The 17,780-nt window shown below is 65.3% G+C and carries 20 protein-coding genes and 1 riboswitch; of the genes, 14 read left to right on the forward strand and 6 right to left on the reverse strand.

Annotation, left to right across the window (positions count from 1 at the left end; all coding sequences use genetic code 11):
- The first annotated feature begins 25 nt into the window (after positions 1-25).
- Positions 26-1,690, forward strand: coding sequence for a 2-isopropylmalate synthase (gene leuA, locus ACO055_RS05890; RefSeq protein WP_422061658.1), 1,665 nt, complete (start codon positions 26-28; stop codon positions 1,688-1,690).
- A 154-nt stretch (positions 1,691-1,844) separates the two neighbouring features.
- Here the strand turns inward: leuA and ACO055_RS05895 are convergent, their stop codons facing one another.
- Complete coding sequence (locus ACO055_RS05895) at positions 1,845-2,171, reverse strand: endonuclease domain-containing protein (protein ID WP_422061659.1); 327 nt, start codon at positions 2,169-2,171, stop codon at positions 1,845-1,847.
- Between the two features lie 451 nt (positions 2,172-2,622).
- On the opposite strand from ACO055_RS05895, the gene ACO055_RS05900 reads away from it, so the two are divergent.
- The 9 genes from ACO055_RS05900 (at position 2,623) to ACO055_RS05940 (ending at position 8,788) form a co-directional block, all read left to right on the forward strand.
- Positions 2,623-3,624: a hypothetical protein gene (locus ACO055_RS05900; RefSeq protein ID WP_422061660.1), complete on the forward strand. Its 1,002-nt coding sequence runs from the start codon at positions 2,623-2,625 to the stop codon at positions 3,622-3,624.
- 315 nt (positions 3,625-3,939) lie between these two features.
- Positions 3,940-4,224: an antitoxin Xre/MbcA/ParS toxin-binding domain-containing protein gene (locus ACO055_RS05905; RefSeq protein WP_422061661.1), complete on the forward strand. Its 285-nt coding sequence runs from the start codon at positions 3,940-3,942 to the stop codon at positions 4,222-4,224.
- Positions 4,221-4,442, forward strand: coding sequence for a hypothetical protein (locus tag ACO055_RS05910; protein ID WP_422061662.1), 222 nt, complete (start codon positions 4,221-4,223; stop codon positions 4,440-4,442). Before ACO055_RS05905 ends, ACO055_RS05910 begins: the two co-directional genes overlap by 4 nt.
- 297 nt (positions 4,443-4,739) lie before the next feature.
- Positions 4,740-4,946, forward strand: a complete 207-nt coding sequence (locus ACO055_RS05915; RefSeq protein ID WP_422061663.1) for a cold-shock protein — start codon at positions 4,740-4,742, stop codon at positions 4,944-4,946.
- A 4-nt stretch (positions 4,947-4,950) separates the two neighbouring features.
- A complete protein-coding gene (infA, locus tag ACO055_RS05920; protein WP_422061664.1) occupies positions 4,951-5,208 on the forward strand; it encodes a translation initiation factor IF-1 in 258 nt (85 codons plus the stop codon).
- A gap of 107 nt (positions 5,209-5,315) precedes the next feature.
- Positions 5,316-5,465, forward strand: coding sequence for a hypothetical protein (locus ACO055_RS05925; protein WP_422061665.1), 150 nt, complete (start codon positions 5,316-5,318; stop codon positions 5,463-5,465).
- Between the two features lie 22 nt (positions 5,466-5,487).
- Complete coding sequence (locus ACO055_RS05930; protein WP_422061666.1) at positions 5,488-5,694, forward strand: hypothetical protein; 207 nt, start codon at positions 5,488-5,490, stop codon at positions 5,692-5,694.
- 77 nt (positions 5,695-5,771) lie between these two features.
- Positions 5,772-5,974, forward strand: a riboswitch (cobalamin riboswitch).
- Between the two features lie 116 nt (positions 5,975-6,090).
- Positions 6,091-8,403, forward strand: a complete 2,313-nt coding sequence (gene metE / locus ACO055_RS05935) for a 5-methyltetrahydropteroyltriglutamate--homocysteine S-methyltransferase (RefSeq protein ID WP_422061667.1) — start codon at positions 6,091-6,093, stop codon at positions 8,401-8,403.
- 4 nt (positions 8,404-8,407) lie between these two features.
- Complete coding sequence (locus ACO055_RS05940; protein WP_422062427.1) at positions 8,408-8,788, forward strand: acyl-CoA thioesterase; 381 nt, start codon at positions 8,408-8,410, stop codon at positions 8,786-8,788.
- Here ACO055_RS05940 and ACO055_RS05945 read toward each other — a convergent pair.
- Complete coding sequence (locus tag ACO055_RS05945) at positions 8,785-9,696, reverse strand: AraC family transcriptional regulator N-terminal domain-containing protein (RefSeq protein WP_422061668.1); 912 nt, start codon at positions 9,694-9,696, stop codon at positions 8,785-8,787. The genes ACO055_RS05940 and ACO055_RS05945 overlap by 4 nt on opposite strands.
- A 176-nt stretch (positions 9,697-9,872) precedes the next feature.
- Between ACO055_RS05945 and ACO055_RS05950 the strand changes: the two genes are divergently transcribed.
- The gene (locus tag ACO055_RS05950) at positions 9,873-10,835 is read left to right on the forward strand and encodes an SDR family NAD(P)-dependent oxidoreductase (RefSeq protein WP_422061669.1); all 963 of its coding nucleotides are present in this window, start codon (positions 9,873-9,875) and stop codon (positions 10,833-10,835) included.
- A 16-nt stretch (positions 10,836-10,851) separates the two neighbouring features.
- On the opposite strand, the gene ACO055_RS05955 is transcribed toward ACO055_RS05950, so the two are convergent.
- The 3 genes from ACO055_RS05955 to ACO055_RS05965 form a co-directional block, all read right to left on the reverse strand.
- Entirely contained in the window at positions 10,852-11,175 is a 324-nt protein-coding gene (locus ACO055_RS05955; RefSeq protein WP_422061670.1) for a hypothetical protein, read from the reverse strand.
- 271 nt (positions 11,176-11,446) lie between these two features.
- Complete coding sequence (locus tag ACO055_RS05960; RefSeq protein ID WP_422062428.1) at positions 11,447-12,064, reverse strand: SRPBCC family protein; 618 nt, start codon at positions 12,062-12,064, stop codon at positions 11,447-11,449.
- Entirely contained in the window at positions 12,064-13,074 is a 1,011-nt protein-coding gene (locus ACO055_RS05965) for a GlxA family transcriptional regulator (protein ID WP_422061671.1), read from the reverse strand. The genes ACO055_RS05960 and ACO055_RS05965 overlap by 1 nt, the downstream gene beginning before the upstream one ends.
- Positions 13,075-13,213: 139 nt before the next feature.
- On the opposite strand from ACO055_RS05965, the gene ACO055_RS05970 reads away from it, so the two are divergent.
- The 3 genes from ACO055_RS05970 (at position 13,214) to ACO055_RS05980 (ending at position 15,767) form a co-directional block, all read left to right on the forward strand.
- Positions 13,214-14,041: an alpha/beta fold hydrolase gene (locus ACO055_RS05970; protein WP_422061672.1), complete on the forward strand. Its 828-nt coding sequence runs from the start codon at positions 13,214-13,216 to the stop codon at positions 14,039-14,041.
- Between the two features lie 56 nt (positions 14,042-14,097).
- Entirely contained in the window at positions 14,098-14,592 is a 495-nt protein-coding gene (locus ACO055_RS05975) for a hypothetical protein (RefSeq protein ID WP_422061673.1), read from the forward strand.
- A gap of 203 nt (positions 14,593-14,795) precedes the next feature.
- Positions 14,796-15,767: an NAD(P)H-dependent flavin oxidoreductase gene (locus tag ACO055_RS05980; RefSeq protein WP_422061674.1), complete on the forward strand. Its 972-nt coding sequence runs from the start codon at positions 14,796-14,798 to the stop codon at positions 15,765-15,767.
- 19 nt (positions 15,768-15,786) lie between these two features.
- Here ACO055_RS05980 and ACO055_RS05985 read toward each other — a convergent pair whose 3' ends face one another.
- Positions 15,787-17,748, reverse strand: coding sequence for a potassium transporter Kup (locus ACO055_RS05985; RefSeq protein WP_422061675.1), 1,962 nt, complete (start codon positions 17,746-17,748; stop codon positions 15,787-15,789).
- Between the last annotated feature and the right edge of the window lie 32 nt (positions 17,749-17,780).

Here is a 17,780-nt window from a genome sequence, read left to right on the forward strand (position 1 = left end):
CCACCGCAGAAGAAGTTACCCGACCATGACCATGCTCCGCGATCCGTCCGCGAAATACAGCGCTTTCCCCCAGGTTCCCCTGGTGAGCCGCGAATGGCCCACCCGCGTCACCACAAAGGCCCCGATCTGGCTCTCGACCGATCTTCGCGACGGCAACCAGTCGCTGATCGACCCGATGGATGCCGAGAAAAAGACCCGCTTCTTCGACCTGCTCGTCAAATGCGGGTTCCAGGAGATCGAGGTCGGCTTCCCCGCCAGCGGCGCGACCGATTTCGACTATATCCAGAACCTCGTCCGCTCGGGCCGCATCCCCGACGACGTGACGCCGCAGGTGCTGACCCAGAGCCGCGCCGACCTGATCCGCACCAGCTTCGACAGCCTCGCCGGCGCAAGAACCGCGATCGTCCATGTCTATAACGCGGTCAGCCCCGCGTGGCGCCGCATCGTCTTCGGCATGGAGATGGACGAGATCAAGGGCATCGCGATCGAGGGCGCGAAACAGCTCCGCGACAATGCCGCGCGCCTGCCCGGCACCGACTGGCGTTTTCAGTACAGCCCCGAAACCTTCTCGACCGCCGAGCTCGATTTCAGCATCGCCTGCTGCGAAGCGGTGATGGAGATCCTTCAGCCCACCGCCGAAAACCCGATCATCCTCAATCTGCCCGCGACGGTCGAGGCGTCGACCGCGAACATCTATGCCGACCAGATCGAATATTTCTGCAAGAACCTGCCGAACCGCGACCGCGCGATCATCTCGCTGCACACCCACAACGACCGCGGGACCGGCGTCGCGGCGGCCGAGCTCGGCCTGCTCGCGGGCGCCGACCGCGTCGAAGGCTGCCTGTTCGGCAATGGCGAGCGTACCGGCAACACCTGCCTCGTCACCCTCGCGCTCAACCTCTACACACAGGGTGTCGACCCCGCGCTCGACTTCTCGAACGTCGACGAGGTCATCGCGACGGTCGAATATTGCAACCGCCTGCCCGTCCACCCGCGCCACCCCTATGGCGGCGAGCTGGTCTATACCGCCTTCTCGGGCAGCCATCAGGACGCGATCAAGAAAGGCTTCGCCGCGCGCGCGCGCCAGAATGACGAGCGCTGGGAAGTCCCCTACCTCCCCATCGACCCCGCCGACCTCGGCCGCAGCTATGAAGCGGTGATCCGCGTCAACAGCCAGTCGGGCAAGGGCGGCGTCGCCTGGGTGCTCGAACAGGACAAGGGCCTGAAGCTGCCGAAGAAGATGCAGGCAAGTTTCAGCCATATCGTCCAGTCGCTCGCCGACGAAACCAGCCGCGAACTCGGCGCCGACGATATCTGGGGCGCCTTCGACCACGCCTATCTGGTGACCGAAAACAAGCGCTTCCAGCTCGTCGACTGGTCGGAGAGTCATGCAGGAACCGACCGCATCTTCGCCGGCAAGCTCACCATCGACGGCGCAACACGCAGCGTCAGCGGCCGCGGCAACGGCCTGATGAGCAGCGTCATCGCCGCGCTCGCCGAAAGCGGCGGCCCGATCATGGACATCGTCGATTACAGCGAACACGCGATCGGCCAGGGCAGCAATGTGCAAGCCGCGGCCTATGTCGAATGCCGCACCGCCGACGGGAAAAGCCTGTTCGGCTGCGGGCTCGACACCGACGTTGCGACGGCGAGTGTGCGGGCGATCCTGTCGGCGGCAAATGGCGCGTAAAAGTCCACCCCTCCACCACTTCGTGGTCCCCCTCCCCGCCGCTACGCGACAGGGAGGAACCCGTGCAAAAAGCGTCGCGAAGCGACACCGCCAAGATCCTCCCTGTGCCGAAGGCATGGGGAGGTGGCAGCGCGAAGCGCTGACGGAGGGGCCACTAGCGCGACGCCAAAATCAGCCGAACCACCCCCTCAACCACAGCATACACATCCTTCAAAACATCCGCAGCCGCCACCCGAACGACACCAAAGCCCTGCCCCATCAGCCACGCATCGCGCACAGCATCGCGCTCCACCCGAAAGTCATGCGCCAACCCGTCCACTTCGACGATCAACCGCACATCCGGCGCATAAAAATCCGCCACATAGGCTCCCACCGGATGCTGCCGCCGAAACTTCACCCCGCCCGGCCGCGCCCGTAACCGCTGCCACAGCAGTACCTCGGGCGGAGACATGTTGCGTCGCAACCCGCGCGCGATCTTCACCGTAGCTCTGGAAGTCGAACGCCCCACAACCCCTCCCCAATCAATCCTCCCTGTGGCCGAAAGGCCATGGGGAGGTGGCAGCCGCAAAGCGGCTGACGGAGGGGCAATGGCGCAGGCGCCCTAGCCCCTCCACCACCCTACGGGCGGTCCCCCTCCCCACGCCTACGGCGCAGGGAGGAACATTAGAAGGCGAACCGCCTCCATCCCGGACCAAACCCCTAAATCCCTCCAAATCCTCCCTGTGCCGAAGGCATGGGGAGGGGGACCGCTCGCGCAGCGAGTGGTGGAGGGGCGATAACACCGGCGAAGTGGTTACGACCTGCCGCCGCCCGCAAAATGTTCGCGTCAGATGGCGCCAGAAAGCTTCCTCGAAAATTTTCAGAAAAGCCTTTCCTACAATTCACCCATATGGTTCATTCTAATGGTTTCACATAACCTAAAGGACGAATCGATGGACGACACCCCGCACAACCCCGCGCTTATCCCCGCCCCCGCCAGCTATCACTGGACCCCGACACTCCAGCGCGACTTTCTCGAGGCCTTCGCCGCCAACGGGTCGGTGAAGATTTCCGCGGCCAAGGTCGGCATGTCGCCGTCCGCGGTCTATCAGCTCAAGCAGCGGACCGAGGGTGCGGCGTTCAGGCTTGGCTGCGCCGCGGCGCTGCTCATCGCGCGCGGGCGGCTCGTCGACGAGCTGCTCGACCGTGCGATCTGGGGGCATGACGAGACGGCCGAGCTGATGCGCGAGGAGGGCCGCAGCTTTGCCAAGCGCCGCCGCATCGACAGCCGCATTGGCCTCGCCATGCTCGCGCGGCTCGACAAGATGGTCGAAACGCGCGCCCGCGAAGGCGAAGAGATGCTCGCGCAGGTCATCGCCGGCGACTGGCCGGGTTTCCTGTCGCTGTTCGCCATCGATGCCGAGAACAGCGACGCCGAGGCGAAACAGACGGGCGGGATGGCTGCCGCCCTCGCGCTCTGGCTCGCCGGGCGCGACAACCGCGCCAACCCGCTCGCCGGCCTGTGGCGCGGAACCGCGATCGCGCATGAAGTTGCGCAGTTTTCCGTCGCTTCCGCAAACGACAACGCGCCCGATATCACCCCCGAGGACGCAGCCGCCGCGATGACCGTGTGGCACGACGACCACCATGAAGAATGGCGCACCAATTTCCCGCCGCCCGAGGGCTTCGCGGGCACCGAGGAAGGCGCGTTCGGCGAGGACGACTATGAACGCGCGCTCGACATCGACGAGGAAGTTGCCTGGGAAGACGCGCGCACCACCGCTTTCGCCCCGCTGCGCCAGGCCGGCGAAACCGCCCGCCGCGCCTTCTTCGCGCTGCCTGATCCGGCGAATGACGTCGGACGCGACGACGACGGCGGAGGAATCTCGCCCAAGGACACAGCCAAGGACACAGAGGCAGAACGACAGGCAGATCCGCGCCGACAGGCGCCCTGACGAAATCGTCGAGCCGTTGCCGGGCGCGATGCAGGGCTCCGCCCGCGTCTCGCGCCTTCCTCGCGTCTTGGTGCCTTTGTGCGAGACAAGATCCTTCCTGCGGCGAAACCGCGGGAAGGTAGCGGTCCCGCACAGGCTGACGAGAGGCCGATGGCGCCGCACGCATGCACCGCCGCCATCAACCCATGCCTTACAATCGCCCCACCTCGCCCCCATATCGGGTTCATCGCGGCACAGGTTCAACCGTAGGCCGCCGCGGCTGAGAGACCCCCCGTTATGATTGGGCGCTCCCGCTTACCAGGAGGAGCCGCACATATGGACCCCACCGACACCGATACGCCGCCCGTTCCCGCAAAGCCGCGGTCGAGCTATACGTTTCGCCGGAACCGCGTCCCGCTGCCGCGCGACGAGGCACAGCGCCAGGGCGACATCAGCCAGCTTGCCTTTCTGACGATGGGCGGGCGCGATCCGGCGGTGGCGTTCCTCAACGCCGACAATCCCGAGCTGGGCGGCCGTCCGCTCGCGCTTGCGACCGCCAGTGCCGAGGGTTTTGCCCGCGTTGCCGACGCGATCCGCGCCCGCGCCGCCAACGACCCATGAGCCGCGCGATCAACCTCACGCTCCCCGAAAGCGAAGTGACGGCGATCTGCCGCGCCGCGGGGATCAGCGTCAGCGCGATCGAGCCGCTGAAATCGGGCGGCACGCGCGTCGTCTGCACCACCGGCGAAGGCGCCGACGAGATCCGCCTGCGGCTGGCCGGCAATATCATCGACGGCGTCGTCGACCGGTACCGCTTCTATCGCCCGCCCGAACGCTGAAAGAGCGCAACAAATATTCGTGCGCGGCAAAGCAATATCGTGGCGGTCGCCGCGAAATGTTTTTGCCCAATTCGACGCCGTGCCGCGGCTTCGATAAGCCGCGGCGAACCCCGATGATTTTGGATTGATTTTGCGTCCGATTTGACTTTTCGACTCTTTTACCCCATATTCGGGAGGCTAACGTCGCATGCGACGGAAATATGATGCCGATACGGCAGATTCTTCCCTTCACACGCTACCAGCTCCCACCGGTGCCTTTTGCCGGGGGATCACCTATTTCCGTGAAAGGAAAACACTATGGCTACCGGCATCGTAAAATTCTTCAGCATCGACAAGGGCTATGGCTTTATCGAAAACGAAGATGGTTCGGGCGACAATTTCGTCCACATCACGGCCGTCCAGAACGCCGGCATGACCTCGCTGAACAAGGATCAGCGCGTCTCCTACGAACTGGAAACCGGCAAGAACGGCAAGACCTCGGCAGTCAACCTCCAGTCGGCCTGATCATTTGGCCAAAGAGGAACTGATGACTTTCGAAGGGCAGATCGACGAGATCCTGCCCGACGGGCGCTTCGGCGTCGTTCTCGAAAATGGTCATCGGGTCATCGTTTACACGGCCGGCCGGATGCGGCGTTTCCGCATCCGGTCGGTCGTCGGCGACGCGGTTCGCGTCGAGATGACTCCCTATGACCTGACCAAAGGCCGTCTCGTCTATCGCGAACGCGGTGGCGGACCGGTCACCCCCGGCCAGCGCAAACGGCGCTGACCGGGTTCGGGTCCCGGCGCCAAAGGCGCGGTGACCCCTTCCAGAAAGGCTGCGGCGCACACGGTGCCGACGCCCAAAAAAACAACACACAAGCAAAGATAAAAATGATGACGATGTTTCAATCCACTTCGATTTTCCCCGCTCTGCCCGCGCTGTCGCTGGCCGGCAAGGCGATGACGGCCAGCCCGTCGCGCCGCCGCCGTCCGACCCTGTCGCGCCGCGAGCTCCGGCGTTTGATCGCCGATATGGTCGATTGACCTAAACCCTAAGGAAGCAGCCATGTCGGCCACCATCGATTTCTATCGCACGCAGGCCGAAAAATGCTCGGCAGAGGCCGACGCCTCGCCGCTCAGCCAGGTCCGCGACCGCAATCTGCGCGCCGCTGCGGCGTGGCAGGCGATGGCCGACAAGCTGCTCCACACCGAAAAGCTGCGCGCCGAAAAGGAAAGCCAGGCCGCCGCGCATCGCACGGCGAACGAGGCGTAAGCGCCTTTCTGCGGCAGCGATGAAACAGGCATATAAAGAATTCTTTATATGCCTGTTGACAACGGGCCGCCTCCCGCTATCCTGAAAGCTGTCGAGGTTCTCCGCATCGCTTGCGCGGCGCGGAGCTAAGACGGGAAGCCGGTGCAAATCCGGCGCTGCCCCCGCAACTGTAAGCGGCGAGCGGCGGTCACCATGCGTCACTGGTTCGGCAAGGACCGGGAAGGCCCGACCGCTGCGTTGACCCGCAAGCCAGGAGACCTGCCTCGTCAGATACGTCCTCCGGCGGGGTGTCCGGGCTGGCCGATGCATGGCTGCGCCCCGTCTTGCCTTTTGGGGTGCGGATCCCCGTGCCGTCGCGTCCGTCCGCCGCCCTTGCCCAACGCAAGGTGCCTGATCATGACCGTCGCTGTCGCAACCCTCGGCTTCCCCCGCATCGGCCTTCGCCGCGAACTCAAACATGCCCTCGAAAGCTATTGGGCCGGCAAATCGACTCTCGCCGACCTCCAGACCGCGGCATCGGGCCTCCGCGTCGCCAACTGGGCCCGCCAGAAAGCGCTCGGCGCCGACATCCTGCCGTCGAACGACTTCTCGCTCTATGACCATGTCCTCGACACCAGCGCCCTGATCGGCGCCGTCCCACCACGCTATGACTGGAGCGGCGAGACGGTCGATCCCGACCTCTATTTCGCCATGGCCCGCGGCGCCCACGGCCCCGCGGCCTGCGGCCACAGCCACGACACGACCGCGCAGGAAATGACCAAATGGTTCGACACCAACTATCATTTCCTCGTCCCCGAACTCACCGCCGGCCAGACATTCCGGATCGCCTCGACCAAGATCTTCGACGAATTTCAGGAAGCGAAAGCACTGGGTTACCAGACGCGCCCCGTCATCCTCGGCCCCGTCTCCTATCTGATGCTCGCCAAGGGCAAGGCGGTCGAGCCGCTGGCGCTCCTGCCGCAACTCCTCGACACCTACGCCGAAATCCTGTCGCGCCTCGTCCGGCTGGGCGCCGATTGGGTCCAGATCGACGAGCCCTGCCTCGTCCTCGACCTCACCACCGAACAACGCACCGCGTTCGAACGGGCTTACGCCCGCCTCGCCACCCGCGGCCCGAAGCTGATGCTGACGACATACTTCGGCAGCCTCGGCGACAATCTTGATCTCGTCGCCGACCTCCCCGTCCACGGCCTCCACCTCGATCTTGTCCGTGCTCCGGAGCAGCTCGAACCCGCGCTGGCGAGGCTTCAGCCGCACGTCCTGCTGTCGCTCGGCGTGATCGACGGCCGCAACATCTGGCGCGCCAACCTCCCCGACCTCCACTGGCGCCTGAAGGAGCTGGCGCGCAAACGCGACTTCATCCTCGCCCCATCCTGCTCGCTCCTCCACACCCCCGTCGACCTCGATCTCGAAACCGCACTCGACCCCGAAATCGCCCAATGGCTCAGCTTTGCGGTGCAGAAGATCGAGGAACTCGCGGCGCTCGCCAAAGCGTTGAACGAGGGCGGGGACGCCAGCTTCGTCGCCTTCTCGGCGTCAAGGATGGCTGCGGTCGCCCGCAAGACCTCGCCGAAAATTCACGACCCCGCCGTTACGCAGCGCCTCGCCGCGCTCGACGAAGCCGCCACCCGCCGCGCCGCGCCGTTTGCGACGCGCCGCAACGCCCAGCAGAAACGCCTTGCCCTCCCCGCCTATCCAACGACGACGATCGGCAGCTTCCCGCAGACCGCGGAGGTCCGCAAGGCCCGCGCCGCGCACATCAAGGGCGAGATCGACGACGACGCCTATGACCAATATCTGCGCGTCGAAACGCGCGCCGCGGTCAAATGGCAGGAAGAGATCGGCCTCGACGTCCTTGTCCACGGCGAGTTCGAGCGCAACGACATGGTGCAATATTTCGGCGAGCAGCTGAGCGGTTTCGCCTTCACGCGCGCCGGCTGGGTGCAAAGCTATGGCTCGCGCTGCGTCCGCCCGCCGATCCTCTATGGCGACGTGTCGCGCCCGGCGCCGATGACCGTCGCCTGGTGGCGCTATGCGCAGGACCAGACCGACTTGCCCGTCAAGGGCATGCTCACCGGCCCCGTCACCATCCTCAACTGGTCCTTCGTCCGCGACGACCAGCCGCGCGAGACGAGCTGCCGCCAGATCGCGCTCGCCATCCGCGACGAGGTGCAGGATCTGGAAGCCGCTGGCGCCGCGATCATCCAGATCGACGAAGCCGCACTGCGCGAAGGCTTGCCGCTCCGCCGCTCCGAGTGGCAGCATTATCTGGATTGGGCGGTCGAAAGCTTCCGCATCACCGCCAGCGGCGTCCGCGACGACACGCAGATCCACACCCATATGTGCTACTCGGAATTCAACGACATCATCCGGGCGATCGGTGCGATGGACGCCGACGTGATCTCGATCGAGACCGCAAGGTCGCAGATGGAACTGCTCGACGCTTTCGCGTCCTATGCCTATCCGAACGAAGTCGGCCCCGGCGTCTATGACATCCACAGCCCGCGCATTCCGGCAGAGCGCGAGATGACCGACCTCCTCACGCTCGCCGGCAAGCATCTTCCGCCGCAGCAGATCTGGGTCAATCCCGACTGCGGGCTGAAGACGCGCAAGTGGGACGAGGTGCGCCCCGCGCTGACCGCGATGGTCGCCGCGGCGAAATCGATGCGCGCCCGCGCTCTGGTCAAGGAGGCCTATCTTGCAAAATGAGGCGATGCCGGACGGCCAGCCCGCCGTCCGCGTCACCGCGATGCCCGCCAACGCCAATGTCTATGGCGACATCTTCGGTGGCTGGCTGATGGCGCAGATGGACCTTGCCGCGTCCTCGGTCGCCTCGCTCCATGCACGCGGCCGCGCGGTGACGATTTCGGTGGAAGGGATGACCTTCCACCGACCTGTCTTTGTCGGCGACGAGGTGTCGGTGTTCGGACGGCTGATCAAGGTCGGCCGCACTTCGATGCATGTCGAGGTCGAAACCTGGGCGCGCGACCGCCATGCGGAGGACGGCCACAAAGTGACGCAGGCAATCTTCATCTTCGTCGCGGTGGGTCCCGACCGACGGCCACGCGCCGTCCGGCCGGCCGCTGCGGCCTAGACCGCCCCGACGCCGAGCGGTGCCATCCCGCGCAACCGCTCGGCGTCGCGCGACGGCGGCGAACCGAACGCGCGGCTGTATTCGCGGCTGAACTGGGACGCGCTCTCATAACCCACTGAATAGGCCGTGCGGCTCGCCTCGGCGCCGCTCGCCAGCAACCGCCGCGCCGCGTGAAGGCGCAACGTCTTTTGATATTGCAGCGGACTCATCGCGGTCGCCGCCTTGAAATGGCGGTGGAAGGACGCGACGCTCATCCCTGCAATATCGGCGAGCGCGGTGGTGCGCAGCGCCTCGTCATAATGCGTTCGCATCCACCCGATCGCGCGGCGGACGCGCGACAGGCGGCTGTCTTCCTGCGCGATCTGGCAAAGCTGACCGCCGAGCGGCCCCTGCAGCAGGCGATAGAGGATCTCGCGCTCGCGCATCGGCGCCAGCATCGAAATATCGTCGGGCCGGTCGAGCAATCCCAGCAGCCCCGCCCACGCTTCGAGCAAGGCGGGAGTCACCGCGCTGGTCGCAAATCCCGGCTGTTCGCTGCCCGGCGGTTCGACGCCGATCGACCCCGCCGGCATCGTCGCGATCAGATCGGCAAGCACCGCGCGGTCGATCCGTAAAGCAGCGGCGACATAGGGTCTGTCGGGGCTCGCCTCGACCACGCGGCCGACTGCCGGCAGGTCGAGCGAGGCAACGAAATAGCTCGACGCGTCGTAATTCACCACCGCATCGCCGATGACCACCTGCTTCGTTCCTTGCAGGATCAGGCAGGTGACCGGTTCATACAGCGTCGCGGTTCCGGTCGTCGGCTCGGTCATCGTACTGATGATGACGCGCGGGATCGGCGCCTCATAATAGGCGGAATTGACGTGCCGCATCACTTGAGCGCGGATCGAGTCGAGCGTGTCTTGCATGATGCCGACATCGGCCTTTGCCGGGCGCCGCGCAAGCTTTGGCTCCGCGGCTGCGCATGCTTTGATAGGATCGGGCAAGCGAACGCCATGATCGGGCAGCGCCGAAAGCGCGCGAAGGCCTATGTTGAGCGGGACAGGGCATTCCTCCCCCGCCCTGCAATCCCAAGGAGTCCCTCATGACCCAGTTCCATGCCAAATCGACCACCGACGACGTGCTTGCGAGCGTCGACCTGACCGGCAAGCGCATTCTCGTCACCGGCGTGTCGGCCGGCCTCGGCGTCGAAACCGCGCGCAGCCTCGCCGCTCACGGCGCCGATGTCGTCGGCGCCGCGCGCGACCTTGCCAAGGCCGAAGGCGCGACCGCCGAAGTCCGCGAGGCCGCCGCGGCTGGCGGCGGCAGCTTCGAGCTGATCGAACTCGACCTCGCCTCGCTGGCCAGCGTTCGCGCTGCCGCCGACAAGCTGGTCGCCGACGGTCGCACGTTCGACGTCATCATCACCAACGCCGGCGTGATGGCTGCGCCTTTCGGCAAGACCGTCGACGGTTTCGAAACGCAGTTCGGCACCAACCACCTCGGCCACTTCACCTTCGTCAACCGCATCGCCTCGCTGATCAAGGAGGGCGGCCGCCTCGTCAGCCTGGCGTCGTCGGGACACCGCTTCTCGAACGTCGACCTCGACGATCCGAACTTCGACCGCGGCGATTATGATCCGTGGATCGCTTATGGCCGCGCGAAGACCGCGAACATCCTCTTCGCGGTCGAATTCGACCGGCGCCACAAGGACCGCGGCATCCGCGGCGTCGCGCTCCATCCGGGCGGCATCCACACCGAACTCGGCCGCCATCTCTCGCCCGGCGATCTCGAAGCGCTGGTCGAGCGGATCAACGCAGCCGCGAAGGAATCGGGCGCCGAAACCTTCGAATTCAAATCTATCCCACAAGGGGCCGCGACGTCGGTCTGGGCTGCGGTCGTCGCCAATGCCGACGCGGTCGGCGGCCGCTATTGCGAGGATTGCCACGTCGCCGACCTCGTCGAAGGCGAAGGCGTGCGCGCCGGCGTGCGCGCCTATGCGCTCGACGCCGAAACCGCCAAGGCGCTGTGGGCAAAGAGCGAAGAGATGGTCGGCGAGCGCTTTTGAGCCTCTCCGCCGACGGTCAGTCGACCGTCCAATAGTCGGTGTCGCCGCTGGGGGTCCGCCCCCGGCGGCACACGGTTTCGCCATCCTTCGTCAGTTCGGCCCAGCTGCCGATCGGCTCGTGCTCCATCAGCGCGAGCGCCGCCGCAACATCCTCGGCCTCGAACGTCACGCGCTTCTCCAGTCCGAACCAGCGGTCCTCATAACGCAGCATGTAGGTGTCGGTCGGCCGCGGCTCGGGCTGCGGCACGGCAGCGCGCTCCTGTCCGGCATCGGTCGGGCGCGGCAGACAATCGCAGCCGCCGCGCGGCCGATCGTCTCGATTGTCGGGGGGGATTTTCACAAGGGGAAGACCTTCGTTGGGGGGATGCGAAGGGGCCGCGAGCAAGCCGAAAGGCTGTGACCGCCACCGGGCGAAGATTGATCGGCTATGTGTCTCCTTGCCGCACATGCGGCCTTGTCGGGTCGGCGCCCCCACAGCGTCGGCGACCTCATAAAATCGGTGCTATTTCATTCGCATGGCAGAGGCATGACCCGCCGCCGCTTTCGACGGGCGCCCCCTCCGAATCGACCAACGGCATCGCGGCCGCGCGACGGAGCGCCGCCGATCGGCGTCATCCGGCCGGTGCCGGCACCCAGACCTTTGGCCCATCGACGAAGCGGCGCTGAAGACTTTCGAGCGTCGCGGCATTGCCCTTCGCGAAAAATGCGACGAGCGCGCGGCCGCCCTCGCTATCGGGATAGCCCGTCGACGTCAGCCGCAAACGCGTACCCTCGCCCTCGGGCGCCAGCTCGAAAATTCCCGTGACCTTCTTATAATCATCCCAGTGCGGAAAGCCGTCGGGCGCCTTGATCGTGCGGAACACAAGCAGCCGCCCGGGAATATGCGCGACGAACTGCTGCCAGATCGCTCCCGGTCCCCCCGCCAGTTCGGCGGGGTCATAGCTCGTTTCCAGGATGCCGGTTTCGCCTTCCGCCCAGCGCGCGAGCGGCACCGCCCACGTCGTCCAGCCCTCGGGCGTCGAGACGGCGGCCCACACCTCGGCAGGCGGCGCCGCCACGAACGCGCTGTGCGTCATCGTTACCGTGCCGTCGGCTTCGGTCCGCGTCGCGACCTCGACCGGCACCGCCGCAAGGGCTGCCGGCTCGGCGACGGGGATTTCCGCGGGCGCCTCCTGCGCAACGACGGGTCCCGCAACCAGCAGCGCGGCGGCAAGCGCGACCGCGCGCATCACGCGACCTCCGCCAACGGATGCGGCGCCGAAAAGCGCTGGCGATATTCCTGCGGCGCCAGGCCGGTGATGCGGTGAAAGAGTTTGCGGAACGCCGCAGCATCCTCATAGCCGACCGACCAGGCGATCTGGTCGACCGTTCGCTTGGTGAATTCGAGCAGCTCGCGCGCCTTGCCGACGCGGATATGCTGGACATATTCGACCGGCGTCATGCCCGTCGCGGCCTTGAAACGTCGCTGGAACGTGCGCTCCTCCATCCCGGCCTCGCCTGCCATCTCGGGAAGCGTGACGGGCCCGGCGCCTCGCGATTGCAACCAGTGCTGGACCTTCAGAATCGCCTCGTCGCCATGCGTCAGCTTCGGCGCGAAGCTGGCATAATTTTTCTGTTCGCGCCCCGATGGGTCGATCAGCAGGAAGCGCGCCGTCTCCATCATCACCGACGGCCCCAGAAGCCGTTCGACGATGCGCAGCCCCAGGTCGGTCCACGCCATCAACCCGCCTGCCGTGACGATATCGCCGTCGTCGATCACCATCCGGTCGGCTTCGAGCCGTACGTCGGGAAAGCGTGTGCGGAACTCCTCGGCGAAGTACCAGTGTGTCGTCGCCGGCCGGCCGCTCAGCAGACCCGTCGCCGCGAGCGCGAACGACCCGCCGCAATTCGACGCCAATGTCGTGCCCTGCGCGTGCCGATCGAGCAGCCAGCGCGCATAGGGCGCGACCTCCTCGGCCTCGAGCAGCTTGTGCAGGCTCCCCGGCGCAATGATCACTGCGGGCGAATTGCTGGCGGGCTCGTCAGGATGGCTGTCGAAACAGCGCGCGAAGCCGCCGCCGTCCTGCAATCGCCAGTGGCTCGCACGTATCGGTGCGCGCCCATGATCGACCGCAAACCGTCCCGCGATGTGGAACAGGTCGGTGATCCCGTGGACCATGCCGATCTGGCAATCGGGATACAGCATCATCCCGACCTCGATCAGTGTAGACGGGGCGTCGGGCACCTTCAGTTTCGGCATATCGCGTCCCCTCGTCGCTCTCGTTTCGCAATCGGCCCGCATAATGTCGTGTCCGCCAATCCCGCACAACCCCGGACCGGCCTATCTCTGTTTTCACCGGCGGACGACCCGTCTTTCACGAAGCGAAAGGAACCATGACATGACCACGATCACCACCAATGACGGCACGCACATCTTCTACAAGGACTGGGGTCCGAAGGACGGGCAGCCGATCGTCTTCTCGCACGGCTGGCCGCTCAGCGCCGACGCCTGGGACGCCCAGATGGTGTTCTTCGCAAACCAGGGCTTCCGCACCATCGCCCACGATCGCCGCAGCCACGGCCGGTCGGACCAGGTCTGGGACAATAATAATATGGACCAATATGCCGACGACCTTGGCGAGCTGATCGAACAGCTGAACCTGAAGGACGTCATCCTCGTCGGCCACTCGACCGGCGGCGGCGAAGTCACCCGCTATATCGGTCGCCATGGCACTGCCCGCGTTGCCAAGGTCGCGTTGATCGGCGCGGTTCCCCCGCTGATGCTCAAGACCGAAGCCAATCCCGGCGGCCTGCCGCTCGACGTTTTCGACGGCATCCGCAAGGGCACCTTCGACAACCGCGCGCAGTTCTTCAAGGACCTGACGCTCCCCTTCTATGGCTATAACCGTGACGGCGCGACGGTCAGCGAAGCCGTCCGCGATGAATTCGTCCGCCAAGGCATGAACGGCGGCCTCAAGGGCCTTCTCGACAGCATCCGCGCTTTCTCGGAGAGCGACTTCAACGAGGATCTCAAGAAGTTCGACAAGCCGACGCTCGTCCTCCATGGCGACGACGACCAGATCGTGCCGATCGGCGCCGCTGCGCTGTCGACGGTAAAGATCGTCAAGCAGGCGGTGCTCAAGGTTTATGCCGGCGGCGCCCACGGCCTGACGGTCACCGAACAGGACCGGTTCAACGCCGACCTTCTCGACTTCATCAACAGCTGATAAGGAAGAGGCGCGGCTCCCCCACCGCGCCTCCTCGCCTTTTAAGGAGACGTGTCATGATCCTCGGTTTGACCATCCCGCAATTCACCACGCTGCATGTCTTGATCAGCCTTGTCGGCATCCTCGCCGGCCTCATCGCGCTTCCCGCTTTTGCCCGAGGCCGCGTCCTGCCCCGCACGAACGTCATTTTCCTCTGGTTCACACAGCTCACCAACCTGACCGGCTTCCTCTTCCCGATTGTCGCCTTCACGCCGGCGCTGGGCGTTGGCATCTTGTCTACGCTGATCCTCGCGGTCGCTTTCTGGGCCTGGTACGGCCGCAAGCTCGCCGGCGGTGCTGCACCGATTTATGCGGTCACCGCAACGATCTGTCTCTGGCTCAACCTGTTCGTGCTGATCGTGCAATCCTTCCTGAAGGTCCCCGCGCTCAACGCCCTGGCGCCCAATGGCAACGAGCCGCCGTTCGCTCTCGCCCAGGGCGGCCTGCTGGTCCTGATGGTCGCCCTCGGCTATTTCGCCTTCAAGGCCAGCCGCAATCGGGCGGTGGTTTGAGAAGAGCGCAGTGTCCCCGCGAAGGCGGGGACCCATCTTCCGCCATTTCATGATAGCGCCACCAGGTGATGCGCCCCCGCCTCCGCGGGCGCACACATTATTTCAGCGGACGATCGCTAGCGATATCGTCAGCTGATCCCCTCTTGCACGACCTTCCCTTTACGTTAAGGTAAGTTTCAATCCGCAACTTGAGAGAGTGATTCATGGCCCTTCCCCCGATCTTCGACCGCCTGCGCCTGCCCGTCATCGGCTCGCCGCTGTTCATCGTTTCGGGCCCCGAGCTGGTCATCGCACAGTGCAAGGCCGGCGTCGTCGGCAGCTTCCCGGCGCTCAACGCGCGCCCGCAGACCTTGCTCGACGAGTGGCTGCACCAGATCACCGAAGAGCTTGCGGCATGGGACCGCGACAATCCCGACCGGCTGTCGGCACCCTATGCCGTCAACCAGATCGTCCATAAATCCAACGACCGCCTCGAACAGGACATCGCGACCTGCGCCAAGTGGAAGGTGCCGATCACGATCACCTCCTTGGGTGCGCGCGAAGAGCTCAACCAGGCGGTGCACAGCTGGGGCGGCATTACGCTCCACGATGTCATCGACGACCGTTTTGCGCGCAAGGCTGTCGAAAAGGGGGCCGACGGCCTGATCCCCGTCGCGGCGGGGGCCGGGGGCCACGCCGGCCGCCAGTCGCCCTTTGCGCTGGTGCAGGAAATTCGCGAATGGTTCGACGGCCCCGTCGCGCTGTCGGGCGCCATCGGCCATGGCCGCTCGATCCTCGCCGCGCAGGCCTGCGGCGCCGACCTCGCCTATATCGGCAGCGCCTTCATCGCGACCGCCGAAGCCAATGCCGAGGACGGCTACAAGAATGGCATCGTCGAGGGCCGCGCGGGCGACATCGTCTATTCGAACCTCTTCACCGGCGTGCACGGCAATTATCTTCGCCAGTCGATCGTGTCGGCGGGCATGGATCCCGACAACCTGCCCGAAGGCGACCTCAAGACAATGAACTTCGGCTCGGGCGGCAACACCAAGGTCAAGGCGTGGAAGGACATCTGGGGGTCGGGCCAGGGCATCGGCCCCGTCACCGCCGTGCGCCCGGTCGCCGAGTTCGTTGCCGAGCTGGAGGCGCAATATATCGCTGCGCGCCGCGAACTCGAAGCGAAGGTCCGGCTATAGCGCCAAAGCGCCTATCGGGTCAGATCGCGACCTGACTGCCCAGTTCGACCACGCGGTTCGTCGGCAGGCGGAAATATTCCATCGCGCTTTCCGAATTTCGCAGCATCCAGGCGAACAGCTTTTCACGCCAGATCGGCATGCCCGGCTTGCTCGCGGCGATCAGCGTCTGGCGCGAGAGGAAGAAGCTCGTCTCGAGCATCTTGAATTCGCCGCCGCATCCGGTGGTGCGCTTCAACGCCTCGGGCACATCGACCGGCTGCATGAAGCCATAATTCAGGATCAGCCGGTGAAACCCCTGCCCCAGTGCGTCGAGCTGGCACAGCTTGGCTTCGGGAACGAAGGGCACGTCGGCAATCTTGATCGTGAGCAGGATGATCCGCTCGTGCAGCACCTTGTTGTGCTTGAGGTTATGCAGCAGCGCGTGCGGCACGCCGTCGGAGCTCGAGGTCATGAAGACCGCGGTGCCCGGCACGCGCGTCGCGCTGTTCGCCGCCGACTTCACGAACACCGGGATCGGCATCGCGCCCTCGGCCATTTCCTGCTGCATCAGCTTGCGTCCGCGCGACCAGGTGGTCAGCATCGTGAAGATGATCATGCCGATCGCCAGCGGCACCCAGCCACCGTCGGGCACCTTGATCAGGTTGGCGCCGAAATAGGCGATATCGACGATGAAGAAGACGGCGAGCACCGGCAACGCCTTCCATGCCGGCCAGCGCCACAGCACGAACAGCACGACGCTCATCAAACAAGTATCGATGAACATCGCGCCCGTCACCGCGATGCCATAGGCCGCGGCCAGGTTGCTCGAAGATCCGAAGAAGAGGACGAGGATGATCACCATGATCATCAGGAACCAGTTCACGACCGGAATATAGATCTGCCCCTGCGCCGACGCGCTCGTATGCTCGACGCGCAGGCGCGGGATAAAGCCCAGCTGGATCGCCTGCTGGGTCAGCGAGAAGGCGCCCGAAATCACCGCCTGGCTCGCGATGATCGTCGCGAGCAGCGCGAGGATGACGACCGGCACTTTCCACGCCTCGGGCATCATCAGGAAGAAGGGATCCTGGACAAGCTGCGCGGTCGGCGCGACTTCGGCGGCCAGCACCATCGCGCCTTGCCCCATATAGTTCAGCATCAGCGCCGGAAGCACGAAGGCCAGCCAGCTCAGTCCGATCGGCGCGCGCCCGAAATGCCCCATGTCGGCATAGAGTGCCTCGGCGCCGGTCACGGCTAGCACCACGGCGCCCAGCGCGATGAACGCGGTGAACCCGTCGTAATAGAAAAAGCGCAGCGCGTTGACCGGGTTCAGCGTGTGCATGACGATCGTCGGATGATCGACGATGTGCATCACGCCCAGCACCGCGAGCATCGCGAAATACAGCAGCATGATCGGGCCGAACAACATGCCCACCTTCGCCGTCCCGCGCGACTGGATCGCGAAGATGCCGATCAGGATCGCCAGCGCGATCGGCACGATATAGGGCTCGAACCCGCGGCTTACATATTGCAGGCCCTCGGTCGCCGACAGCACCGACATTGCCGGCGTGATCATGCTGTCGCCATAGAACAGCGCGGTCGCGAACACGCCGAGCAGCACGATCGGCCACGTCCAGCGCTTGCCTTCCGATTGCCGGCTGATCAGCGCGAGCAGGGCTAGGCTGCCCCCCTCGCCCTTGTTGTCGGCCTTCATGATCGTCAGCACATATTTGAACGTCACGACCAGCATCATCGACCAGAACACCAGGCTCAGCACGCCATAGATGTGCAGCTGGTCGGCCTCGATCGAATGATGGCCCGCAAAGGTCTCGCGAAACGCGTAAAGCGGGCTCGTGCCAATGTCGCCGAACACCACGCCCACCGCGCCGACGGCAAGCTTCAGCTTGCCATCCGAATGATGTCCGTGGCCGTAATGGACCGTTTCGGCGGCAGCAGTCGGGGCGATGCCCGACCCGCTCGCCGCCTGTTGCGACTCAGCAGTCATTGCGCGCCTTTAGACGAGCCTGCGCAGAGTGA

Source organism: Sphingopyxis sp., assembly GCF_965227415.1.
Lineage (GTDB): Bacteria > Pseudomonadota > Alphaproteobacteria > Sphingomonadales > Sphingomonadaceae > Sphingopyxis.

Coding starts and splice junctions, on each gene's coding strand:
- ACO055_RS05970 (WP_422061672.1), top strand. CDS start 13,214: ATGACCACGATCACCACCAATGACGGCACGCACATCTTCTACAAGGAC.
- ACO055_RS05910 (WP_422061662.1), top strand. CDS start 4,221: ATGAGCCGCGCGATCAACCTCACGCTCCCCGAAAGCGAAGTGACGGCG.
- metE (WP_422061667.1), top strand. CDS start 6,091: ATGACCGTCGCTGTCGCAACCCTCGGCTTCCCCCGCATCGGCCTTCGC.
- ACO055_RS05980 (WP_422061674.1), top strand. CDS start 14,796: ATGGCCCTTCCCCCGATCTTCGACCGCCTGCGCCTGCCCGTCATCGGC.
- ACO055_RS05945 (WP_422061668.1), bottom strand. CDS start 9,696: ATGCAAGACACGCTCGACTCGATCCGCGCTCAAGTGATGCGGCACGTC.
- ACO055_RS05985 (WP_422061675.1), bottom strand. CDS start 17,748: ATGACTGCTGAGTCGCAACAGGCGGCGAGCGGGTCGGGCATCGCCCCG.
- ACO055_RS05950 (WP_422061669.1), top strand. CDS start 9,873: ATGACCCAGTTCCATGCCAAATCGACCACCGACGACGTGCTTGCGAGC.
- ACO055_RS05925 (WP_422061665.1), top strand. CDS start 5,316: ATGACGATGTTTCAATCCACTTCGATTTTCCCCGCTCTGCCCGCGCTG.
- ACO055_RS05940 (WP_422062427.1), top strand. CDS start 8,408: ATGCCGGACGGCCAGCCCGCCGTCCGCGTCACCGCGATGCCCGCCAAC.
- ACO055_RS05930 (WP_422061666.1), top strand. CDS start 5,488: ATGTCGGCCACCATCGATTTCTATCGCACGCAGGCCGAAAAATGCTCG.
- ACO055_RS05965 (WP_422061671.1), bottom strand. CDS start 13,074: ATGCCGAAACTGAAGGTGCCCGACGCCCCGTCTACACTGATCGAGGTC.
- leuA (WP_422061658.1), top strand. CDS start 26: ATGACCATGCTCCGCGATCCGTCCGCGAAATACAGCGCTTTCCCCCAG.
- ACO055_RS05960 (WP_422062428.1), bottom strand. CDS start 12,064: ATGCGCGCGGTCGCGCTTGCCGCCGCGCTGCTGGTTGCGGGACCCGTC.
- ACO055_RS05900 (WP_422061660.1), top strand. CDS start 2,623: ATGGACGACACCCCGCACAACCCCGCGCTTATCCCCGCCCCCGCCAGC.
- ACO055_RS05905 (WP_422061661.1), top strand. CDS start 3,940: ATGGACCCCACCGACACCGATACGCCGCCCGTTCCCGCAAAGCCGCGG.
- ACO055_RS05915 (WP_422061663.1), top strand. CDS start 4,740: ATGGCTACCGGCATCGTAAAATTCTTCAGCATCGACAAGGGCTATGGC.
- ACO055_RS05975 (WP_422061673.1), top strand. CDS start 14,098: ATGATCCTCGGTTTGACCATCCCGCAATTCACCACGCTGCATGTCTTG.